Below are 19,927 nucleotides of genomic sequence, written 5' to 3' on the forward strand. Positions count from 1 at the left end.
TCGAGTGCACGGTGACGCGTCAGCGGATGACGCCTGCGTGTGCTATCAACAAAGCGAAGACGCCGTTGACCGGCCGCAATCACGCGCGTGTGTCGTCCGGGTTCCATCAAACCAGCAAGAAGAAGGCGGGGCATGCCGACACTCGAAGACCGTTGCCGGGGCGCTATGCTGGGACTGGCATGCGGCGACGCACTCGGTACCACCCTGGAGTTCCAGCGTCCCGGCCGTTTCACACCCATTACCGATATGGTCGGAGGTGGACCGTTTGGTCTGCAGCCGGGGCAATGGACGGACGATACCTCGATGGCGATCTGCCTGGCCGAGAGCCTGGTCCACTGCCACGGGTTCGATGCACACGACCAGATGGATCGGTACGTGCGGTGGTGGCGGGAGGGGTACGCGAGCAGTACGGGACGGTGTTTCGATATCGGGAACACGGTGCGCGCGGCACTCCATCGCTATGAGGATTCCGGTGATCCGATGAGTGGGTCAGACGATCCGCAATCAGCCGGCAATGGATCCCTGATGCGGCTGGTTCCGATCCCCCTGGCGTATCGGCACACACCGGTTCAGGCACATGTGGCGGCGCAGGCGAGTTCGAGAACGACGCATGGTGCACGTGAGTGCCTGGATGCCTGTCGTTTGTGGACGGCCTGTACGCTGGCCGCTCTTGAGGGCTGGAGCCGGGAAGAGATGCTGGAATGTCCCTGGCGCGAGCTGCCGGGCTTCGAGGCGCAGGACGCGCTGGCGCCGCGGATCGAGGCGATTGCGCAGGGATCATTCCGGCACAACGATCCGCCCCGCATCCGAGGCACGGGCTACGTGGCCGGCAGCCTTGAGGCCGCTCTATGGGCCTTTGAACGAAGCCATGATTTTCGGGAAGGGGCCCTGATGGCCGCCAACCTGGGTGATGACGCCGACACCACCGCCGCGATCTTTGGGCAATTGGCCGGGGTCTTCTATGGAGAGGCGGGCATCCCCGAAGAGTGGCACGCCCGGCTCAGCCAGCACAATCGTCTGGCCGGACTCGGAGATGCATTGTTACAGCTCGCGGATGCGGCCCCTGCGGGGGTGAGCGATGCCCGATCTACGGAGGGCATCTGAATGACCACCCAACGGACCAGTGCTAGCCATCCGCTGCAAATAGCCGAGATTCCGCTTGCGGAGGGTGGCGTCATCGGCGTCACCTTCTGCCCCGGCAAGCAACAAGTGCAGGCGATGACCGGCCCCTGGGCCCGGGATCTTCAGGCCGATGTGACGCGGATAAAGACCTGGGGTGCGACCGCCGTGGTGACCCTCACCACAATCGATGAATTGGTCGAATTGAGTGTTCCGGGATTGGGCGATTGCGTCAGTGACGCCGGGCTGACCTGGTACCACCTTCCCATCCCCGACATGGCCGCTCCCGATGCGGGGTGGGATGATCGGTGGCAGGCCCTGGCGCCGGAAATCCACCGCTCGCTGTATGTGGGAGGGCGCGTGGTGGTGCATTGCAAAGGCGGTCTGGGCCGGGCCGGCACCGTGGCGGCCCGGCTCCTGATTGATCGGGGCATACCGCCCGTGGCTGCCATCGCACAGATCCGCCAGGCGCGACCGGGTGCCATCGAGTCCCATGCGCAGGAGCGCTATCTTGAACGGGTAGCGGTGGGGCAGTACGCGAGCAGGTTCGACGAGACCCTCCCAGGGGAGCTTGGTGGATGAGCCGTGCGTGGGTGGTTTGGCTCGGGTGTGCACTGTGGGTGGGCAGCTCACCCGCGCCCGCCGACGGCTACTTCAAGTGCGAAACGCCGCAGGGGGTCGAGTACGCCGATGCCCCCTGTATCGGTGACGCCAAGCGCCGCGACTTTCCGAATCAGGAGGAGCGAGAACAACGGCGTGCCGAGCAGCAGCGCTTTGCCGCCTGCTTTCGTCCCTCCCGATCCTTTGAGCCTGGGGACAAGGCGTCGGACCTCGCCGAACTTTGTGGTACGCCACGAAGGGTGCGGCGGCTAACGACCGTTCGCGGGGCCGAAGAGCGATGGGAGTATCGGCAGGGACAGGGCGCGGCGTACGTATGGGTCGACGACGGAGTCATCACGGCCATCCGCGACTAGGCCGGGTTCGGGCAATCAATCCGCCTTCACGCGGATCAGCACTTCGCCCGGTTCCGGGCGCGAAGCCGGGGGCAGCGGGCGCCCATCAAGCCGATAGCCCTCCAGCGCGACCATCAGCGCATCGGCCATCTCGGTCTTGGCTTCATCACGTTCAGCGCCGTCGGTGAGCGCCTCCGGTACGTCACGGCAGGTGGCGAGGTACCGTCCAGCGGCGTCGCGCTCGATGCGGACGGGGTAATGCTGTGCGTTCATCGCAATGCTCCTGGTCTAGCGTCAACAGTCGATAAGGCTGTCTTTCCGGTGACCCACGAGACCGATTTTGAAGGGCGGTCGCGGGACCGGGGAATGAATTCCGTTCCACCCGATACGACACGATACAAAACCTGGGCGACAGAAAACGACGCACTGGGGTGAGATGCTGGGAAGGCATTCAGCCGTAGCACGAGGCCAATGAAGACGAAGCGCCTAGCCCGGGGTGTTGCCCCGCTTGTGCTGGCCTTGCTTGCAGGCTGCATGACTCCGACGCTCCCCTCGGGCAATAGTCACCATGTGGGCCAGCCCTTGATCCGCGAGGCGGATGGCCGGATCACGGGATACGTCGACCAAAAGCGGTTCGGGCCGACGTACATTCGTGCCCCGGACGGACGGATCCTGGGGACGGTAGAAGAGGGACCGGGCGCGGCACCTACGTATATTGGCGGAACGGATAGTCGAATCCTGCGCCAGATCGACTGATTAGGGTGGGCAGGTGGCAAATGCCTGAACCCACGAACGACGGTCCCTGGTTCGGGAGTGGAACGGGGTAGCGCCCCCACGTACGCGGCCGCCTGTGAACCAAGCAGTGGGTTCTCGGATGGCTTCTGGGTGGTTGGAATGGATTCAAGGGGGATGAAGTGGAAGATTTCGAGAGCCGCGTTGTAGAACATGGCGATGGCGGTTGGACGCTATGGGTCCAGCAACCGGGAGGCGGGCCATTCGCGGTCCTCGAGGGCTATCCCGGCAACCTGCCAGACGGGCGCGGCGTGATGGGACGTGAAACGAATGCTGCCTTGAGCCTCCACGTAGAGGACGACAAAGATGGCTCAGTCGCCGAGATCTACCTTGACGGGCATGCACAGAGAGCCAAGAGAATCCGCTTCCCGTGCTCTCATTCCTCGGAAGTGGTTCGGTTTTTCCAGCGGGCGGTCTCCCCGGGGATGATGGGTATCGATGCCGCCGACGTGTTCTCGGCGCTTCCCATGTCAGACGGCATGGGCCTTATAGCCGAATGCCCGCGTCCCAGGGGGCTGCGCGATATGGACGATGTCCAAGAGATTCTTGCCGAACAAGTGAGTGAGCATGGTCCGGAGTGCTCGGCTATGGTGGTGCTTCCGGTGGACGACACCGTGACGCCGGGGACTGTGGATGTCGTTGCCCAGTCGGTAAGCCGCCATATTCCCAGAGGGTCCGCGCTGGTTCTGGCCGCACCGCTTGCGGCCGCGGATCGAGAACCGATGAGGACCGGTGTTTTTTGGAGTTCGCTTGGTTGAGGGGGTGGTATGGAAGTGATGGGGCAGCCCGCGAATAAACTAGCGACAGATGCGGCATACCAGTTGTGGGAAGATCTGCGTTGGTATTGGCCGGCGTTCGGGAACAACGGGATTGGCGAGAGCAACGCGGTTTCGGCGCTGATCCGCGTTCTTCAGAAACAGTCATGCTGCAAAAATCTCGACCGATCCCGCGGACAGTCCAGCTATTCCTTTCAGGCTTATACAGAAGTTCCATCCACGCCGCTTAGCGGTGGGGAAGGGCAAGGGGGTGCTCAGCCGGCGAAGCATCGGCGGTTGGATTTAGTCGTCACTTGGGGGTGCCGCGAGTATCTGGAGGGTAGGCTGCTTGTAGAGGCCAAGCGTTTGCACAACACGAGTACCGCGGAATCGCTGACACGAGATATCGACCGAATAAACGAATTCCGTTTTATTGAAGAAAACAACGACGGTGCCCAGGTTCTCAATCGGCTCGAGAGCGATTTGGGATTGATTGTAGCTTTGACTTGCGACAAAGACTTGGCTGACTGGTGGGAGGGGCAATTCGATATAGGAAAAAAAGGTTCAATGGGTCGTTTCCCAAAAAGAAAGTGGGGGCAAGCCTGGCAGGATCTTGGTGACGCTCTTTCCGGGCTTGTGAATCCAGTTGGTGGTTTTGAGGAACTCGATTGGGACGAGCTTTTTGATGAGGGCAAAGGGAGTGAGTATTTTTTGTACGTATTTTTTTCGCGGTCTGGGCATTCCGTTTAGCAACCTCACGGGGGCTGGATGTTGGAGCGAGCAGCCCTTGGAGGCGCTTTCCGGTGTCCCGACTGTGGAGCTTAAGAGGGGTGAAATTGTTGTATTCTAAGGAACAGAAGGGGGTGGTATGAGGTTTTCTGGGGAAGTCGAGGTTGAAGGCCGCGGGTTTGAATTGGAATTCAAAGAGCTAATCGTGCGTTCAGACGATGTTGGCTTTCAGCTTCAGGGGCATGACGAGTACGGTGTTTTTCATGTCAGCGGCACGGCAGCCAAGCTTCCTGCGGGAGAAGGGTTCTCGGCGGATGCCGTCGCAGAGTACGAGGACTGTCCTCCTGACGACGCTCGGACGGAATTCTCGCTACTGCTCGAAAAGGTAGAGGTGCTTGATGACGGTCAGGCCTGCCACGTCGTCGGGGCATGGATCGAGCGCCCCGAACGGTGGCCGTTCAGCGGGACGTTGGAGAGGGCTTGATGCGAGTGGCTTGTCCGTTTCTTGTTCGGGCGGGCGGGTACCAAAAATGAACAACGGATTTATCCAGCGGCGACGGGGGTGAAGGTTCGCAGGTTCGTGTCGGACGCGTGCCGGGGAGATCGACTTTGGCCGCGCCGTAGGGATGTCGAACGCGGGTGGCCGGGTTCTTTGGAGGATCGAGTTTTAGCAGGGCGGATCTCGGGCGTCAGGGGTTGACGCCCCGCTGCCGCATTCTCCCGGTCTCGGATCCCGAGAGGGGCCGATCATGACCAAGGGGAGAATCGATATGCATAGAAACATCCTTGCCGTGGCTGCGTTCGCAGCGATGTTTGGCATTGGGACAGCGCAGGCGTCGGGTTTCAACGGCGGCTACGTCGGTGGCCAGATTGGAGGGGCCTCGTACGATATCGACGCGTCCGTGAGTGGAGTCGGCAGCCTCTCCGGGCTGAGCGGTACGGGAGTGACCGGCGGGATCTTCGCCGGCTATGGCGGCGTATCCGATGGAGGTGTCTACGGCGGAATCGAAATCGACGCCCAGGCTGAGGACGCGGATGCCACGGTGTCGATCGACGGCGAAGGCACGGCGGGTGTCGAGGCCCGTCACAGCTACGGAGTCACCGGACGGATCGGCGGGCTGGTGAGCGACAACGTGCTCGTCTACGGGCTTTTGGGTTACCAGCAAACGGAAGTCCGCAGCAGCGTGCGCGGTCCGGGCTTCGTGAATGGCTCCGATACCGACCGCATCAACGGCCCGCGGATTGGGGCGGGCGTGGAAGTGCAGCGCGATACCGGATGGTTCATGCGGGGCGAGGTGTCCTATACCGCTTACAGCAGCGAGTCGTATGGCGACCTGGAGATCGACCCCGGCGCGACCCGTGTGCAGTTTGGTCTGGGCTATCGGTTCTGAAGGGGCAAACCGCGCGTTCATGCGCTCGCGGGATGATCGCGCTGAGCGGCATCCGATCCCGGGAGGTGGCGTCGTTGTCATCTCCCGGTTTTGCGTTGGGGCAGGCCGCCTGTCAGTCTGAATAGGGGGCAGGGGCCTGCGCCGGATGAACAGGGAGCCGGAAATGAGTCAGGGCAACGGAATGCGTGCCACGCTGCAGCGTCGGATGCTGCTGCTGGGGATGGTCCCGCGGCAGCCTCGTCGTGTGAGTGCGCCGGATCTGGTTGAGCGATTGCAGGCACGTGGGTTGTCCACCACGCTGCGCACCATTGAGCGGGACCTGGAGGCGCTTTCCGGTTTTCTGCCGCTGGGTCGCGATGAACGTGACCGCCCGTACGGCTGGTACTGGCTGTCCGAGGCGCCGCTCCAGGATGTCCCCGCGCTCGACCCGGAGACGGCCCTGACGCTGCAAATCCTGGATGCCCATGCCGCGCGGCTGCTGCCGCCATCGGCACGCGAGCGCCTGAAGCCGCAGATCGCACGAGCGCGCGACGTGCTGGATGCTGCCGGACAGGACTCCGGACTGAGCCTGTGGCCCGAGCGGATCCGAATCCTCTCGAACGGTCCGCCGCTGGATCCTCCCGAAATGCCCAAGGGCGTTTTCCCGGTCCTTCAGCAGGGCCTGCTGGAGCGCCGCTGCCTGGATATTACCTACCGCTCCCGCTCGCGTGGCCGCGTAAAGGATCACCGGATCCACCCGCTGGCCCTTGTGTTCCGCGAGCCGGTCACCTACCTGCTCGCGACCATCGAACCCCATCAGGATGTCCTTCACTTGGCAGCCCACCGCATCGAGGCGGCTACGCTGACGGACCGCCACGCCGGCGATCCCGTCGATGGGTTCGACCTGGACCAGCTCATCCGGGATGGCGCCTTCGATTACCCCGAGGGGGAGCGCATTCAGCTCGACATTCGAGTGAATGGCGACTTGGCCTACCACCTCCACGAGGCGCGTTTGTCGGACGATCAGACGATCGAGGCGCAGGCCGATGGCACATCCAGAGTAACCGCGACCGTGCGGGATACCGCCCGCCTCAAGTGGTGGCTGCTGGGGTTGGGTGCGGGTGTAGAGGTGATTGGGCCGAAGGCGCTGCGCGATGCGATTGCCCAGGAGCTGGAATCGGCGCGGGTCGCCTACCGATCGGAGGCGCGTGCGTGAGGGGTCTTCGCGCTTTGCGGGACGAATGGCTGGGACTCTCCGGTCGCCGCCGCTCCGCCACGCAAGCGGACGTCCAAGCCTGGACCGTCGGCAAGCTCCTGCTGGAGCTTCCGCGCTGTGGCCCTCGCATACGGCTCCTGTGGCCGCAGAACGACCGGACGAACACAGGCTGTGAATGGATCGTGCCTGCGCGTGACCTGGCGGACTGGATTCAGACGCGTCCCAAGCCCGTGGTCGCCGCGAGGCCGGACGGGGTCCGCCGGGCTTTCCACCTGTGGCTCCAGGCCGCGGATGATCAGGGCGATGCCACCACGGATCTTCCGGAGGCGTTTCGAGCCGAGGTGCAGGGCCGCTACAGGGAGATCCTGTCGGCGATCGCGGGAGACCTTCGTTGCGTGCAGTGCCTGGCGTTCGTGGCGTCCCCGTGGGTGGAGGAAGAGGGAAGAACCCAGAATGGCGCATTCACACTCTCGACCACACGCGTTTGTTGCGAACGGGGCCATGACCTTTTCCGCGAAGACGTGGCGATCGAAATCCATCGTGGAGCTAGCGCGCCTCTTTGATCAGGCGCGATGCATACGCCGACCCGCGGGCGCGGCCCGCACAATTTGAAAAGGAGACAGGGTGATCATCGGACGACTGGCAGGGTTTGTGTTGGGCGGGCTGCTTCTGGCCGGGTGTACGACGACACCGGTCACGCTGGATCCGGCCTCGAGCCGTGATGCGGCTGTGGCCGGCGAGGCAAATGTGGAGATGGGGGCTGTTACTGACAGTCGCCAGCACGGCGCGAACTGGCTGGGGGCCATACGGGGCGGTTTCGGGAATCCCTTGCAGACGCTCGAGGCCGAGGAGCCGGTATCCGAGGTGGTCCGCGAACAGTTCATCACGGGGCTGGAACAGCGCGGCATGCTGGCGCAGGAAGGCGAGGGGGAGTTCATTCTCGAGGTTGATATCGAGCAACTGGATTCGAACCAGGTGATGCGCCGCGAGGCGCATTCGAGGCTTGATGTCACCCTGATCGAACAGGGCTCGCGGGCGATCGCCTACGAGAATTCGGTTCGGTCGAGCAACGTCGAGGGCGGTGCCGGGGGCGGCGTCTTCGCATCCATCGAGAAGCTGGAAGAGATCCTCACGCGGACCCTCTGGGAGACCATCGACGAGGCCCTGGACGACGAGCGTCTGCACCAGTCCATCGCCGACGGCCCCGCCGAGGCTCAACCATCCAGCGAGTTGGAAGCGGATATCGAAGCCCTCCGACGACTTCGAGACCGCGGTGTGATTACGGAAGACGAGTACCGCGAGCGCGTACTGCATCTGGTGGACTGACTCGCGGATTACGGACTGGCCGGAGTCCTGCGGAGGCTCGACAGCGAAGCTTCGGGCGAATCAAACAGGGAGAACGGAACATGGATGTGTTTTGCACCCAATGCGGGGCGCAGGCGGCCGAAGGCGCGCGGTACTGCGGGAAGTGTGGAGCGACGCTCGCCAGTGCGGAATTGTCTGCAACCAATGAACAGGCCGTTTCATCGGCGAGGCACACGGGAGGGGCGCGTGTTCCGGATCCCGGGGTCAGTGACGCCACGGACCTTCGATACGCGGGTTTCTGGTATCGCGTGCTCGCATGGGTGATCGACTACGTCCTCTCCTTGATCGTGACGCTGTTCATCGTCCTGCCCATCGGGTTCCTGTACGGGATCATGATGATGGGGTCTGCGACCGGGCCGGAGATCGAAGCGAGTGCGGAAGGGCTCGGCCACACTCTCGGCATTGTGATCGCGTGGCTGTACTGGACGGTTTTCGAGTCCTCCGGCTGGCAGGCGACCCCCGGCAAACGGATGTTGGGCCTTCGCGTGACGGACGCCGAAGGCAACCGGATTGGCTTTGGCCGAGCGAATGCCCGCTACTGGTCCAAGATCCTGTCGGCACTGATCCTGTTTATCGGCTTCCTGATGGTGGCCTTCACCCGTCGCAAGCAGGGCCTGCATGACCTGATCGCCTCAACGCTTGTGCTACGCCGCTGAGTCCAGCCGCCCAGATACGCTCCGTTCGTCGAGCGCCACAGCATGGCCTGCGCCGTGCGACTGGTTTGGTCGCACCAATGCCCCAGGGTGGGCGTGAGCTCTGTCAAACAGCAAGGAGATGGCGATGACGAAGCGAATGTATTTTGGATCGGCGTTGATGTTTGGGGTGGTTGTGGCTCTGGGAGCGGTGTCAGCCCAGGAGAGGGTTCAGACGACTGATGGTCGGGAGATCCTCCTCCACGCGGACGGGACCTACGAGATGGTCGGCGAAAGCCCGGAACGGACACGGGACGCTGCGAATGGCTACCGTTCGGTTTCCCTGACGGACCTGAAACTGGACATGAACCGCATGGGTGGGGAGCAGGTGAAGCTGACAGCCTCGGTGCAGTCCATCGCAGGCATGGTGATGTTGACTGATCCGGGGCAGCCGTTCGATGCGAACCCTGTGATGGCGGATGCAGAGCGCCTGCCACGTAATGACCGGGCGCAGATCCTGGAGCGCTGTTCGACCTCGGGTTGCCGCGTAACCGTCCAGGGCGAGGTGAAGCACCTTGGATTTGGAGAATACGGCCTCGAGCTCCATCGGATCGTGCGTGATTGAGTGCCAGCCGGGCAGACGACCTCGACGAAGTGCCATGGGCCCACTCAATGAGAGAGGCCGTCAGGCGTTTCTGCTGAAGTTGGCCCAAGCCCGTGGGCGTCCCTGGCAGTGCTGGCTGTACCAGTCGCGCCGGCGCTACTCGTTAGCGCTCACCCAGCCGTAGTCGGTTTCGACCTGAACGTTTCGCTGTGGATAGCGCGTCATCAGCCCGACGGAGAAGGTCCTCGAACCCTTCGTGTTCGAGCAGTGTCGCGGCTCCGATCGATACGGTCATCCTGTGCTCGTGGTTCATCCCCGGCACGTCGAGGGTTGGTATTGCCTCGACGATGCGCGCACCGATCTGTTCAGCGCCCAACTGATCGGTTTCCGGCAGGAGCATCACGAACTCTTCGCCGCCGATGCGCCCCATGAGATCGGTATCGCGCAACAGGCTGACACAGCACTGTGTGAACTGACGAAGGGCCTCATCCCCTTGGGCGTGACCGTACTGGGTGTTGATCGTCTTGAAGTGATCGATGTCGAGGACGAGTAGTGAAAGGGGACGGTGGTGGCGGTGAGCCCGTTCGATTTCATGTTCGGCCTGCTCGAAGAGGGCCCGCCGGTTGGCGATGCCGGTAAGGGGGTCCGTGTAGGCCGCCTCGCGCCAGTACTGTTCGAGTTGCTTGCGCGGCGTCACGTTGACGGCGACCCAGAGGACCACGGGCTTCGGGTGATCGTAGCTGGGCAGCGGCAAGGCGCGCCCCTCAAACCACTGCTCGGCCTGGTGGTGGCCGGTATCCCGAACGGATCGAGGAAGCAGCGTCACATCGGCAACGCGAAGCTGATACTCCAGCGTTTGCATCTCTCCGGTTCGCAGGGCTTGCTGCACGTGGGTCAAACATGCCTCGGCGACCGCGGGCGGAAGGGCATCCGCGAGCGTATAGCCCTCCAGCGACTTGCCGCTCGCATACATGGCCTCATTGGCCCCGCCGATGACCTTCACGTACCGCCCTTCCGCGTCCAGCACGAAGGAAATGTCGGGTAGGGCTTTCAGGAGTGTGAGGAGTTGATCCCTTTCTGCCTTCAGGGCGGCGATAGTGGAAGTTTCCGTCGAATCCTGAATGTCATCCATTTGGCGTCCCTTGGCCTCTGCAATCCGTGCTGCTACGTGTTGGCGGTTTTGGGTCAGGCGAAGCCGGCCCGTCGTGCGCCCGCACCGGGCTTGATGCGATGCTCGGCGACCAGGGCATTGGCAAGGGCCTGCAAGGTGAGGCCCGCGCTTGGCGTGCCCCGGAGCGATTGGCTTCGCAGCACCGTCGCGAAGTCGCCAGGAGTGAGGCTGTCGAGCTGGCGTACGATGGCGTGAGCGGTATCGAGTGCGGCACGATCTTCTGCATCGCTCGGCTGGAGTCGCGAGACCAGTTGGTCGAAGAGTTGCGCGCGTTGCTGGTGATCCAGTGGGCGCAATTCCAGCTTGTGGTCGAAGCGGCGCAGGGCGGCCGGGTCCAGGGCTTCGAGGCAGTTGGTGGCGCAGATGAGGATGCCGTCGAACGCCTCGATCTGGACCAGCAGTTCATTGGTTTGCGTCATCTCCCAGGTCTGGCGAGCCCGGGACCGAGCCGTGAGGAAGCTATCCGCCTCGTCGAGTAACAGAACGGCCCCTTCCTTCCGCGTTTCCCGAAAAGCCTGGGCCAGGTTCTTCTCGGTCACCCCCACGTATGGCGAGATCAGTTCCGAGGCGGTGCGCTTGCGCAGCGGACGGTCCGCGTGTTCGGCAAGATGATGAGCCAGCGCTGTCTTGCCGGTGCCGGGGGGGCCATACGCCAGCAGGGTGCCTTGCCCACCAGCGACCAGGTCCTGGACGACCGCCTCGACCGGCGTGTCGGTATTGAGATATTCGAGGCCGTAATCCAGTGCATCCAGCCCACGGGGCGTGATCATTGGTGGGCGCCCCTGAAGTTCTGCTTGCTGGTCAAGGTGATTCGCCATAACCAATTCCGGCGCATCCGGGCCATTACGTAGAAGCCGTGCCACCCGGGCGGCGCGGCTGATCTCGGCAGGGGTCAGGGCGTCTCTCCCGGCCGTGTAATCGAGCCAGGCCTCGGTCACGTCGAGATCTTCACAGGCGCGCGCCAGGAGTGCGCGTCGGACCGAGCGTGGTGGGTGCCCTACCTCGAGCGCGTAGTCGAAACGGCGCAGGTACGCTGGGTCCAGTTGATCCCAATGGTTGGTGATCCAAATCGCCGGAACGGGATTTTCCTCCAGCATCTGGTTGGTCCAGGCCTTCCCGCGGTTTTTCGAGCGATGGTGGCCGCCAAACTGCGCCGCGTCTGAACTGGCGTCGAACACATCCTCGATTTCGTCGAAGACGATCAATGCATCCTTGGTGCGGCGCAGCAGGTATTGGCAGAGCTGGTAGGCGCGTTGCCGACGGTGCGGTTCCATCGGGCTACCGTTGTCATCTTCGTGGTTCACCTCCCGTGCGTGTAGCTCGGCTTCGTAGGCGACGCGGCGCGCGATCTGCGTCTTCCCCGTGCCTGGGGGTCCATACAGCAGGATGTTGACGCCCTGAACGCCATCCCCGGCCGCCTGCAGGAGCAGCGCCTTGACTCGTTCGATATCGGGTTCGAGGTGTGACAGGGCAAGTTGATTCTCCTCGGGAACGGGCGCGTCACGGAAGAACCCCGCGAAGATGCGGTCGGGGGAATTCAGCGTTCCGAGCAGTTGGGAGGCGAGGCTGTCCAGCAAATCGAACCCGAGATCGCGGCTGTTGTACGACGACACCGTGACAAGGCCAGAACGGACCAGGGTTTCGCCGTGCGAGAGGGCGTTCTGGATCTCCCCTGTGGTGCGGTTCAGGGCGAGCGCGACGATTTCTGCCGAGGCCAGGTCGCAGGATTCGCGAACTTCGGATAACAGCTTTTCAAAGCTGTAGTTGGACGTATATAGGGTGAGAAACTCCAGGATTTCGCATTCGGTGTCGTTCAGGCCCAATGGTTCAGCAAGGATCCGGATGTTCCGCGCGATCGCGCGGTCTTGGAGCCGCGATTCATCGGCCTCGAATGCCTGAAGGCGTTCCTGAACGGCTTGCTCCAAGGCCAGATGATCATCCTCGTCTTCTTCGTCGAGGTGTATGCCGATTCCCTTTAGTTCGCCTCTATTTGACAAGGAACCCAGATTGTCGCTCGCATCCCGCGGCAGGGCGGTTGCAAGGATTCGCAGGCTCCACAGCGTTCTCATGTTTCGTACCTCGTTCGAGGGGGATGGACGGCTGGATCGCATGCGGTGCCTGCGTAGGCGACGACGAAGGTTCAAGGGCATGGAGCACTCCTGGATTCAGGGAGCCTCAGCTTCACAGAGGGGTGCGACAAAAGTTGACGCCAAGATGGCGCGCTCGAGTCACTCGCTGTTGCGGGTGGTATGACCCCGCTGCTGGCCGATGCAGAGCGTCCACCGCTCAACAATCGCTCGCATGTCCTGGGGCGCCGTTCGGCCTCGGGTTGGCGCGTGACCCTCTAGAGCGACGTGAAGCACCTCGGATCTGACGAGGATGGTTTCGAGTGGAACCGGATCGTGGTCGATTCAGCTCTCTTCGGGGACGCGACGAATACCGTCGCGCCACTCCGCAAGAATGATCCCTCCAGCCGGCAATACAGGGAGGGCCGATTATGCGAGTGGTACGAAAGATTCGGGGAGAGGATCGCGTGCAGTTCGAGACCGAAAACAATCTCGACCCCGACAAGCTGCTGGCGCAGCTCGCGAACAAGTACCCGGAACACGAGCTGAGCTTCGTCGAAGATCCCTTCGAGCCGGAGAGCAGGGCGATTCGGATCGCGCACCCCAACGATCCGAAGGCACCGCAGCCCAAACCAACAAGTGTGGGTGCTGATCCGCTACCGCCCGAATCGCAGGCAAGCCAATCCGATGCGATACCGAAAGAGCCCGAAGGGGCGAGCCGCTCTGAGGAGGTGAGTGAATCGGAGGCCGCGGCGGATACCAAGGCCTGTCCGTATTGCGGCGAAACCATCCGGTCCGTCGCGATCAAGTGCAAGCACTGTGGCTCGGATCTGTCTGCAAGCGGCACCTCGGCCACTCGTCCGGTGCGCACCTCCCCGGATCTGGGCCTCTTCCTGTTGGGCGTGCCGATCCTGGCGATCGTGCTGATCTGGGGATGGGTGGCGAACATGAACCTTCTGCAGTCTCCCGAGACGACCCTCATGGCGATCGGTATCGGAACGCTCCTGATCACTGCAGTGCTCGCCTCGGTCGAGGCCGCCAGTGCCGGGATGCAGACGAGTCGCCAGAAAGGCACGTACGGCCCGACGACCTGGTTCTTCTTGATCCTTCTGCTGTGGGTGGTGTGCTACCCCGCCTACCTCTACAAGCGCCGTCATTACGGGTTCGCGAACCTGCTGGTGCCCGGCCTGGTCATCGGCGCGGTTTACCTCGGCAGTTGGCTGCTCATGGATGTCGCCATCGTCGAGGCCCGTGCCGGACTGCAGAATCCGTTCCGGTAGAAGAAGCCTCTCACGGAGCGTTCGAGATGGGCCCGGGAACCGCGTGTCCCCGGGCTTTCTCATTGCTGTTGTCGATGTGGTTGCGCGCGTCTAGAGGCGCAAGGCGACAAAAACCGTCGCCCCTTTGGCGGATACTGGATCTCCAGTTTGGTCAGGAGATTCAGCATGCCTCGTACCGGTCGTATGCGTCACCGCAGGTATCCGTCACAGTCCCGTCCACTGCGGGGCGAAGCCGCGCTGTGGGCGTTGCGCCTTTGGGTGGCCGCCCGCCGCCGGGACCATGGGGACTGGCTCCTCCAGGAGCTGCAGTCGGAGACGCTGACGGATCTTGGGGTCGATCTGTCGGGGGATACGGCCATGGAGCCTCTGGACGATGTCCTGGACCCGGAACGGATTGACGAGGCGCTGGAGGAACAACTGGAGCGCATGAACCGCCAACCGATCCAGCCGCAGCGGCAGCGTTTCACGACCAATATTCGTGCGCTAGGCGACCGCCTCGGTCTGATCGAATGCGAGCAACAGATCCTGCTCTTTCTCGTTTTGCACGAGGCCGATGCCGACTTCTCGAGCATGGTCGCCATTGCCCGCAAGGCGGTAACGATGAGTGCGACCGAGGCGATGGCCATCGCCCTCGACTTCCCGGAGCGGGAGGTGCGTGCGGCGCTGTCGAGCGACGGCACTCTGATGCGCTCGGGCCTCATCCAGTTCGACGTGCGCATGGGGATGGATTCCGCCAACATGGAGTACGAACTGCTTCGTGGCATCGGTTTGGAGCTGGACGCCCCGGAGGCGTCCCCGGATGCGATCTTTCGGACGTATTTTCGCCCTTCGCCCGCGCCCCGGGACGGGTTGTTGCCGATGACGCACCTGGAAGAGGAGCGGGCACGTGTCGCGGCCCTTCTTCGCCAGGCATCCCGGCAGGGCGCCCAGGGCATCAACATCCTGATCCATGGCGAGCCGGGTACCGGCAAGACACAGTTTGCGCGTTCCGCGGCGGCGGAGGCCGGCCTCACGGCGGTGGAGGTGAACTTCGAGGATGAGCGCGGGGATCCATTGGAGCCGCGCAGTCGACAGCGTGCCTATCAGTTGTGCCAGCACGTCGTGGCGCGGACACCCGGCCACGCCGTCGTGTTCGACGAAATCGAAGACGTTTTCGACGCGCGCAACGGCTGGATGCGGGTTGGCAATCGCGGGGATCGCCCTGGCGGCAAGGCCTGGACCAACCAGATGCTCGAGGAAAACGCCACGCCGGCCATTTGGATCACCAATCACGTGGGGCAGATCGACCGCGCCTACCTTCGTCGCTTCGACTACACCCTGGAGCTGCGGCAACCGCCGCGATCGGTTCGCCGCGCGTTGCTGGAGCACACCTGTGGAGATCTTCCGGTGTCGGACACCTGGATCGACCGCGCCTCGCAGATCGAGGGCCTGACCCCGGCCGAGGTAGAGAGCGCTTTCCGGGTCGCCCGGCTGTTATACGCAGAGGATCAGCAATTCGCCCTCGAGTCGTTCCTGGACGAACAGCTGGCACGCCAGGCGCACCTGCAGAATCGAACCCCGCCGGTGCGGCGTCGCGGCTCCGATCTGCTGCGTTACGACCTGAGCATGCTCAACACCGACCAGCCCCTTGAACCCGTCGTCCGTCATCTGGCGGCCGCGGGGGAGGGTAGCCTGTTGCTTCACGGGGTGCCGGGCACGGGCAAGACGGCACTGGCAACGCACCTGGCGGAGCAGGCCGATCGCCCCTTGATCCAGCGGCCCGCTTCGGCGCTGTTGTCGCCCTATGTGGGGATGACCGAGAAGAACATCGCCCGGCTCTTCCGCTCGGCCGAGGACGAGGGCGCGGTGGTGCTGATCGACGAAGCTGACAGTCTTGTCGGAAGCCGAGAGACCGCACGGGCGCGTTGGGAAGTCAGCCAGACCAACGAGATCCTGGTCCAGATCGAGCAGTTCCACGGGGTGGTCATCTGTGCCACCAACTTCCTTGGCGCGATCGACACCGCGGCCTTGCGGCGATTCGACTTCAAGCTGGAACTGCGCGCCCTGGACCCCGCGCAGCGGGAAATGATGTTCATCGATCTTCTCCAGACCCTGGGGGCCGATCGGGAGGAGGTCTCGGTCGAACACCGCGAGAGGCTTTCCAGGCTCGACGACCTGACACCGGGGGATTTTGCGACCGTGGCACGTCGTTACCACGTGCTGGGGCGGCATCAAGACGTCGATCCCGCAACGATCCTTGAAGCCCTGGCATCGGAGCGCGCGATGAAGCCCGAAGCGGGCAAGCGCCGTGCGGGCTTCGCGTAGCAGCCGTCGCGGTTCAGGGTTCGAGGGGGATCATTAGCAGTTGCATGTCGCTGATCGGGCTTCTCGATGCATTGGGAACATGGTTGTCCCAGTTCTCGGGAAACTAAGGTTCAGTGCGCCCGCGAGAGCCTTTCGGGGCGAAGGCGCTGGACGACTCCATTCGGATGTAGGTCGAGACCTGAGTCATTTCGTAGTCGAAGCCCTTCCCTGTGCATTGGTTTCTCCGGCCTCCCGAGGCGTCAAGAATGGTCGTCCCGAGAAGCCACACTGATAACGGAAGCAATGTCGGCCAGTATCGCCACGAAGCGGATCGCGTTGTGACGCTCGCGGCTGCTAAGGTACCCACAGGGAAGGAAACCATCATAGGGAACCGGGGCAATCCGGACAGGCCAGCGAAGGCGTTCAGGGGGGGATGCGTGGGCGAACGGGGAAGCACACTGGCAGTGGCGATATTGGTGGGGGCTGTCATGGTCGTGAGCCCCGCCACCGGGGAGGAAAAACCGGTGGTGGAGGGAGAGGAGACCACCGAGGCGCGCGAGGCCCCAACTTTCGATCAGAGCAAGGTCTTTCGGTTGTTGGGCGATGCTGCGGAGCACTTTGACGAGATCGCGTCGCTCCCCGAGAGCCACTGGCTGCGCCGTGACCAGGAACGCGCGAACCGTGATATCGATGATCTGATAGAGGATGCCCTGGAGGTCATGGATGTCCCGGAAATCGTGGGTATGCGCGAGGACTTCCGTGCTCTGGAGGGCCGCATTGCTTCGGAGCAAAACGACATTGCCGAGCTTCGCGAACGTCGCATGTTCGCGCCGGATACCGATGCCAGTACGTTGTCGCGCTTCACGCCCACCGACACGTTGCGTTCCATGACGGCGAGCACGCGAGGGGACTTCGATCGGCTGATCGAGGCCCGCGAAGCAAATATCGAGGCCTATGAGGAGGAGCTGGAAGGGCTCAAACGGGGCATGTCCGAATCCCTGGGGTCCATTGGTCTCGAGATGCCCCCGGACCAGCTTGAACTGTGGCTTAGTTCGGCGATCGGTGACGACGTCGTGTCCATGGGGGTGGTCTTCCAGAGTATTCGCACGATCACTCTGCGCCTGGAGGAGCTCACGCGCGAAAGCGGCGAGAACCTTGGCGTCGCCAGCCGGTACTACGGGATGGTCGTGATGCTCCACCGGTTGGTCGTGTCAATGCAGGCGGGTTTCGTCGAAAAGGTAGACGACGAGATCCTCCCTCATCTGCAGGCGTACCGTGACGAGGCCGACGACATCATCGCCGAGTCGCGCGAGCTCATCCGTAACGGCGGCAACCGGGTCGGGCTTGAAAGCAATATTGCGGCGAACGAACTCACCAAGCGAGCCATCGATCTCTACCTGAAGATCGTGAAGAGCCAACGCGAGAAGGTTGCCGATGCGCTGGAGATCAGCGAGCGCGAGCACCAGGTCGCCATCAATACCTACCGGACTGTTCGCCTTAGCTCGAATGTCGCCGATCTCATTCGCGATGGCTTGGGCACCTTCGAAGCGCTGTCTGACCTCCAGGTGCCAGAAACGGCGGAGTTTCAGAATGAAGAGATCCGCCAGGAGTTCCGACTTCTAACCGAGCGTTTGAACGGCTAGTAAACGGTCCACTGTGATCCCATCGCATCGTGTCGCGCGTCCTCTTTGTACATCCGCGCGTTCAGTCGATATGAGCCTGCAAATGAGAGCATTCTCTTGGCAAAGGAGTCGCTAATGAGCCCCGCACTTAAATCTGCACTCTATGCAACCGCGTTTTTCCTCCTAAGCGTTTTGTCATTCGGGGTCAACGACTGGTTTTCCCTGCTAATGCTTCTCGCTTCAATCATGTTTCTCTATCCCACCATACTGGTTGGACAGATGACTTTGCGCAATGTCGCCAAGACCGCGGTTCAAGAAGACAGCGCTCTGTATGCCTTTCTCAATAAACCGAAGACGGTGCCGCAGCAGCTATTCAGCTTCGTGGTCGCCGTGGTTTTGGGGGTCTCGTTCCTTACGGTTTCTAAAGGGATCGTGATTAATCACGGGTTGCTTCCCGTCGTTTTTATTGTCTTTTTTCTTGCCTGGTGGATATCCGGCCGTCTGGTGGCGCATCCGAATCTGGCGGTTCTTGAGGGCCGGCATCTTAATCGTAAAGCGCTTGTCGCTACCGTCAGTGATGAGGAATCGAGCGATCGGGATGGGCCGTCGGCTGACGTTAGCTTCCTGAGCTTGTTCGCGGCTATATTGGTTCTAAATCTTCTCCTGGCGATGTTGCTTAGTGCAAAAGATCTGTTTACCTTCTTTACCACTGACGTAACGATCTCGAATTTCCGATCGTATGCCGCTGGATATGGAGTGGAAGCCGGGGCGTTCAATTCGGTTTCTCGTGTTTTTATTAACGTGTATGTATTGTTCGAGAGCTTCAAGCTCGCGGCTGCGAATGAGATTGTGAGCGCTCTTGGTTTTGACAAGTCAGGCTCGCATTCCGCGTATTATCTGTTTTACATGCTTGTTTTGGTGTTTAATGTTCTAAAGCTTCTGGCGTTTTCTGTCCCACTGGTTTTTCTGCAGCGTGGCCTGCTCGTCTGGGGGTTCTATATATTCGAGGTGCCCGGCAAACGCGTGGGTAGGGTCGTGGAGCCTTATATGCGGTGGCTGATCAGCCCCATTGGTCGACTCATTAGCCCCTTTTTGCAACGTGTTAAACGCTGGTTTCTGGGCATCGATGAAGAGGGATCGCTAGCGGACGAAGGAACACCTGGAGGTGCCGGTAGTCGTGCCGGAAAGAGAAGATCAGAAACGAAATCAGGAGGAGAATGATGGGTAGTTGGTGTTTAAAGTGGGGTTCGCTGTGCGTTGCAGTGGGTATGGCGACGCTGTTGGTCGCCTGTGGCGATGAACAACCGGAGGGTGAAGCGGCCCAAGCGACCGTCGACGAGTGCACAGAGCTTGCGACCGAGCTCGAGAAAACTCGCGCGGAGTTGGAGGAGCTCAAGGAGCGGATCCGTCAGGAGGAAGATTCGTTACAAGGCCTCCTGCGATGAATCGATTGATCCAGCAGAAAGGCAATGCAGCAGTTCTGGTGCTTGGGGTTTTGGTGTTGATCGCAGTGGGATTGTTGGCGTTCAAAGTATTGTCTCATCCTTGGTTCAAGTTGGTGGTTTCTCCAGGCGCTGCTAGTGCAATTGTGGAGGAGGTGGAAACATTGAGGGAGAGGAATGAAGAATTGAGGGATAAAATTGAGGATCTGGAGGAGGAATTGGCTGAACGGATAGAGGATGATGATCGAGAGACGGATGCCGGCCGACGGTTGTTCTTTCGAAATTGAACTGGAGTACCGAGCATTTCCGATCTGGCGAACGGGCAACGACCGTTTTTCTGACCCCAAGGGGATATGGGAGAGGGCTGATCAGAGAGAGAATGTCTCGAGGTTTGGAGCCGTCGTCCTGTACAGGGGCCGAAGGCGGGGAGGTGCCCACCGTCTGGGGATGCGGAGGAACGGCTACCGGTGAACGTCAGGCTGCACCCTTCCCCTGGATTTGGCCCTTGGCACGACGAACAGGTGTACC

Annotated in this window: 21 protein-coding genes and 1 pseudogene; 19 read left to right on the top strand and 3 right to left on the bottom strand. The window is 61.9% G+C overall.

Annotated features, from left to right (window positions below):
* Positions 1–132: 132 nt before the first annotated feature.
* Both TVD_RS05955 and TVD_RS05960 read left to right on the top strand, forming a co-directional pair.
* Positions 133–1,104, top strand: coding sequence for an ADP-ribosylglycohydrolase family protein (locus TVD_RS05955; RefSeq protein ID WP_240472297.1), 972 nt, complete (start codon positions 133–135; stop codon positions 1,102–1,104).
* Positions 1,105–1,701, top strand: coding sequence for a cyclin-dependent kinase inhibitor 3 family protein (locus tag TVD_RS05960; RefSeq protein ID WP_047251073.1), 597 nt, complete (start codon positions 1,105–1,107; stop codon positions 1,699–1,701). It abuts the gene before it with no gap.
* Positions 1,702–2,108: 407 nt separating this feature from the next.
* Here TVD_RS05960 and TVD_RS05970 read toward each other — a convergent pair whose 3' ends face one another.
* Positions 2,109–2,345 carry a type II toxin-antitoxin system HicB family antitoxin gene (locus TVD_RS05970; protein WP_018939056.1) on the bottom strand — a complete coding sequence of 79 codons (237 nt, stop codon included), beginning with the start codon at positions 2,343–2,345 and terminating at the stop codon, positions 2,109–2,111.
* Positions 2,346–2,543: 198 nt separating this feature from the next.
* Here TVD_RS05970 and TVD_RS14895 point away from each other — a divergent pair, with 198 nt between their 5' ends.
* The 11 genes and pseudogenes from TVD_RS14895 to TVD_RS06015 all read left to right on the top strand — a co-directional run bounded on the left by TVD_RS14895 (position 2,544) and on the right by TVD_RS06015 (position 9,556).
* A complete protein-coding gene (locus TVD_RS14895) occupies positions 2,544–2,828 on the top strand; it encodes a hypothetical protein (RefSeq protein ID WP_018939057.1) in 285 nt (94 codons plus the stop codon).
* Between the two features lie 158 nt (positions 2,829–2,986).
* Positions 2,987–3,622, top strand: coding sequence for a hypothetical protein (locus tag TVD_RS05980; RefSeq protein WP_047251075.1), 636 nt, complete (start codon positions 2,987–2,989; stop codon positions 3,620–3,622).
* 9 nt (positions 3,623–3,631) lie between these two features.
* Complete coding sequence (locus TVD_RS14555; protein WP_156167514.1) at positions 3,632–4,369, top strand: hypothetical protein; 738 nt, start codon at positions 3,632–3,634, stop codon at positions 4,367–4,369.
* A gap of 118 nt (positions 4,370–4,487) precedes the next feature.
* The gene (locus TVD_RS05985) at positions 4,488–4,832 is read left to right on the top strand and encodes a hypothetical protein (RefSeq protein WP_047251076.1); all 345 of its coding nucleotides are present in this window, start codon (positions 4,488–4,490) and stop codon (positions 4,830–4,832) included.
* A gap of 286 nt (positions 4,833–5,118) precedes the next feature.
* Positions 5,119–5,739 (top strand): outer membrane protein, encoded by a 621-nt coding sequence (locus TVD_RS05990; protein WP_047251077.1) that lies wholly within the window; start codon positions 5,119–5,121, stop codon positions 5,737–5,739.
* Positions 5,740–5,902: 163 nt separating this feature from the next.
* Positions 5,903–6,934 carry a helix-turn-helix transcriptional regulator gene (locus TVD_RS05995; RefSeq protein WP_047251078.1) on the top strand — a complete coding sequence of 344 codons (1,032 nt, stop codon included), beginning with the start codon at positions 5,903–5,905 and terminating at the stop codon, positions 6,932–6,934.
* Positions 6,931–7,497, top strand: a complete 567-nt coding sequence (locus TVD_RS15045) for a hypothetical protein (protein WP_047251079.1) — start codon at positions 6,931–6,933, stop codon at positions 7,495–7,497. Before TVD_RS05995 ends, TVD_RS15045 begins: the two co-directional genes overlap by 4 nt.
* Positions 7,498–7,558: 61 nt before the next feature.
* Positions 7,559–8,260 (top strand): YajG family lipoprotein, encoded by a 702-nt coding sequence (locus tag TVD_RS06005; protein WP_047251080.1) that lies wholly within the window; start codon positions 7,559–7,561, stop codon positions 8,258–8,260.
* An 80-nt stretch (positions 8,261–8,340) separates the two neighbouring features.
* Positions 8,341–8,388: pseudogene (locus TVD_RS15050) on the top strand (hypothetical protein); the annotation flags it as partial.
* Between the two features lie 159 nt (positions 8,389–8,547).
* Entirely contained in the window at positions 8,548–8,955 is a 408-nt protein-coding gene (locus tag TVD_RS06010) for an RDD family protein (protein ID WP_047251081.1), read from the top strand.
* Between the two features lie 124 nt (positions 8,956–9,079).
* A complete protein-coding gene (locus TVD_RS06015) occupies positions 9,080–9,556 on the top strand; it encodes a hypothetical protein (RefSeq protein ID WP_019611700.1) in 477 nt (158 codons plus the stop codon).
* Positions 9,557–9,698: 142 nt separating this feature from the next.
* On the opposite strand, the gene TVD_RS06020 is transcribed toward TVD_RS06015, so the two are convergent.
* Together TVD_RS06020 and TVD_RS06025 are read right to left on the bottom strand one after the other, a co-directional pair.
* Entirely contained in the window at positions 9,699–10,667 is a 969-nt protein-coding gene (locus TVD_RS06020; RefSeq protein ID WP_047251082.1) for a GGDEF domain-containing protein, read from the bottom strand.
* Between the two features lie 53 nt (positions 10,668–10,720).
* Positions 10,721–12,529: an AAA family ATPase gene (locus TVD_RS06025; protein WP_047251083.1), complete on the bottom strand. Its 1,809-nt coding sequence runs from the start codon at positions 12,527–12,529 to the stop codon at positions 10,721–10,723.
* A 710-nt stretch (positions 12,530–13,239) separates the two neighbouring features.
* Here TVD_RS06025 and TVD_RS06030 point away from each other — a divergent pair.
* The 6 genes from TVD_RS06030 to TVD_RS06055 all read left to right on the top strand — a co-directional run bounded on the left by TVD_RS06030 (position 13,240) and on the right by TVD_RS06055 (position 19,686).
* Entirely contained in the window at positions 13,240–14,052 is an 813-nt protein-coding gene (locus TVD_RS06030) for a zinc ribbon domain-containing protein (protein ID WP_240472299.1), read from the top strand.
* A 165-nt stretch (positions 14,053–14,217) separates the two neighbouring features.
* Positions 14,218–16,356, top strand: coding sequence for an AAA family ATPase (locus TVD_RS06035; RefSeq protein ID WP_047251085.1), 2,139 nt, complete (start codon positions 14,218–14,220; stop codon positions 16,354–16,356).
* 467 nt (positions 16,357–16,823) lie between these two features.
* Positions 16,824–17,978 (top strand): hypothetical protein, encoded by a 1,155-nt coding sequence (locus TVD_RS06040; protein ID WP_047251086.1) that lies wholly within the window; start codon positions 16,824–16,826, stop codon positions 17,976–17,978.
* Positions 17,979–18,092: 114 nt separating this feature from the next.
* On the top strand, positions 18,093–19,178 hold the full coding sequence (locus TVD_RS06045) for a hypothetical protein (protein ID WP_047251087.1): 1,086 nt from the start codon (positions 18,093–18,095) through the stop codon (positions 19,176–19,178).
* Positions 19,179–19,225: 47 nt separating this feature from the next.
* Positions 19,226–19,402 (top strand): hypothetical protein, encoded by a 177-nt coding sequence (locus tag TVD_RS06050; protein ID WP_156167516.1) that lies wholly within the window; start codon positions 19,226–19,228, stop codon positions 19,400–19,402.
* On the top strand, positions 19,399–19,686 hold the full coding sequence (locus TVD_RS06055; RefSeq protein ID WP_047251089.1) for a coiled-coil domain-containing protein: 288 nt from the start codon (positions 19,399–19,401) through the stop codon (positions 19,684–19,686). The genes TVD_RS06050 and TVD_RS06055 overlap by 4 nt, the downstream gene beginning before the upstream one ends.
* Positions 19,687–19,927: the final 241 nt, after the last annotated feature.

This window comes from Thioalkalivibrio versutus, assembly GCF_001020955.1.
In the GTDB taxonomy this organism is placed as follows: domain Bacteria; phylum Pseudomonadota; class Gammaproteobacteria; order Ectothiorhodospirales; family Ectothiorhodospiraceae; genus Thioalkalivibrio; species Thioalkalivibrio versutus.